Source organism: Vibrio sp. 1151_11 (assembly GCF_029478525.1).
Classification (GTDB): domain Bacteria; phylum Pseudomonadota; class Gammaproteobacteria; order Enterobacterales; family Vibrionaceae; genus Vibrio; species Vibrio anguillarum.
The window spans coordinates 1-1,414 of the sequence record NZ_SHMN01000080.1 but is presented as its reverse complement, the minus strand read 5'-3'; the positions used below and the strand labels follow the sequence as shown (position 1 = coordinate 1,414).

Here is a 1,414-nt window from a genome sequence, read left to right as displayed (position 1 = left end):
TTGGCGACTTGAGGAAGAATTCCTGCAATAACAAATTCCGCGGTACCGATAGCAAAAGCTGCAAGCGTTAAGATCCATACCTGCAGCGGCATTTTTTCTTTATTCATGGGGGAGTCTCTTTTTTTATTTAGTTTGAACCCATTGGTGCCATGCTTTTTATTGCGTTGGCACCTTGTTTCTATTTGGTGTTAGCCAAGCAGTGCGCCACCATCGACATCGATCACGGCGCCGGTCATATAACTGTTTTCAATCAGAAGTCGATAAGCTTTCGCAACGTCACTGGCTTCACCAACTTTGCCTATTGGCAAGCTATTTTGTGTGCGTTTGTACATGGCATTTCTGTCGTCTTCGCTCATGCCTTGATACGCCTCTGTTTTGGTTAAACCGGGGCTGACCGCATTCACTCGGATAGGAGCCAATTCTTTCGCCAGTACTTTCGTGGTTGCTTCAATGGCTGCGTTAATAGCGGTTTTTACGTAGGTGTTAGCAACAACTTTGCGCGATAACATGCCGGAAGTTAGCGTGATTGAGCCGCCTTTCTTGATGTAGCGTGCTCCATGTTTAGCAGCGTTGATGGCGCCCCAAAATTTGGTATCAAAAGCGTCTTTTGCTTGTGAGACTTCTACATCCACCACTTTGCCTGCCGGAGCATAAGAGCCTGCTGTGACGATCAGGTGGTCAAAAGCACCAATGGCTTCGAAGTAGTGGTAAACCGACTGTTCATCGCTGATGTCTAACCCTGTTTTGCGGCTTGCTACGTGGACAACCGCATTGTCGCTTGCAAGTTGTTGGCTAAGTTCAGCACCAATACCTGATGTGCCACCTAGTACGACGTAGACAGTTTTTTCTGTTTTCATGATTGGTTTCTCCAATCTCGTTTCGTGGGGTCAGTATATCTATTGGAAAGAATTTGATAATTAGTTAATATTTGAATTGATTATTCAGCTTGGTGGAATAATTAAATTTAAGGAGAGAGCGTGGACAAGTTTTCAGATATGACGCTGTTTGTCAGCATTATAAAGAACCAAGGGCTGGCGGCGGCTGGTAGAGAGTTAGGTTTGTCGCCAGCCACGGTGACGGCAAGATTGCAGTCGCTGGAAGATCGTTATGGGGTGAAATTACTTAATCGTAGTACAAGGCATATTTCACTGACGGACTCTGGCGCGATGTACCATCAGGCATGTCTGGAGATTATCGACAGTGTTAAAGAGACGGAAAACTTGCTCCAAACTGGCACCAAAGAAGTGCGGGGGGCACTCAAAATCTCTGCTCCTCGTGACATTGGCAAGCAATACATTTCGCCAATACTGTCGGAATTTAGTCAGCTCTATCCCGATGTGATCCCTTATCTATATTTGAACGATAACTTATCCAACTTGGCCGAGTCCGGCTTGGATATCGTTATCCGATACGG

At 45.8% G+C, this 1,414-nt stretch carries 2 protein-coding genes; one reads left to right on the top strand and one right to left on the bottom strand.

Features of this window, described 5'->3' with window-relative positions:
- Positions 1-188: 188 nt before the first annotated feature.
- The gene (locus EXZ60_RS18835; protein ID WP_277436154.1) at positions 189-857 is read right to left on the bottom strand and encodes an SDR family oxidoreductase; all 669 of its coding nucleotides are present in this window, start codon (positions 855-857) and stop codon (positions 189-191) included.
- 120 nt (positions 858-977) lie between these two features.
- On the opposite strand from EXZ60_RS18835, the gene EXZ60_RS18830 reads away from it, so the two are divergent.
- The coding region (locus tag EXZ60_RS18830) for a LysR family transcriptional regulator (RefSeq protein WP_277436153.1) at positions 978-1,414 on the top strand (437 nt) is incomplete at its 3' end.

What these genes read in the sequence shown, in the direction of transcription:
- EXZ60_RS18835 (WP_277436154.1), bottom strand. Translation starts at nt 857, where the DNA reads ATGAAAACAGAAAAAACTGTCTACGTCGTACTAGGTGGCACATCAGGT.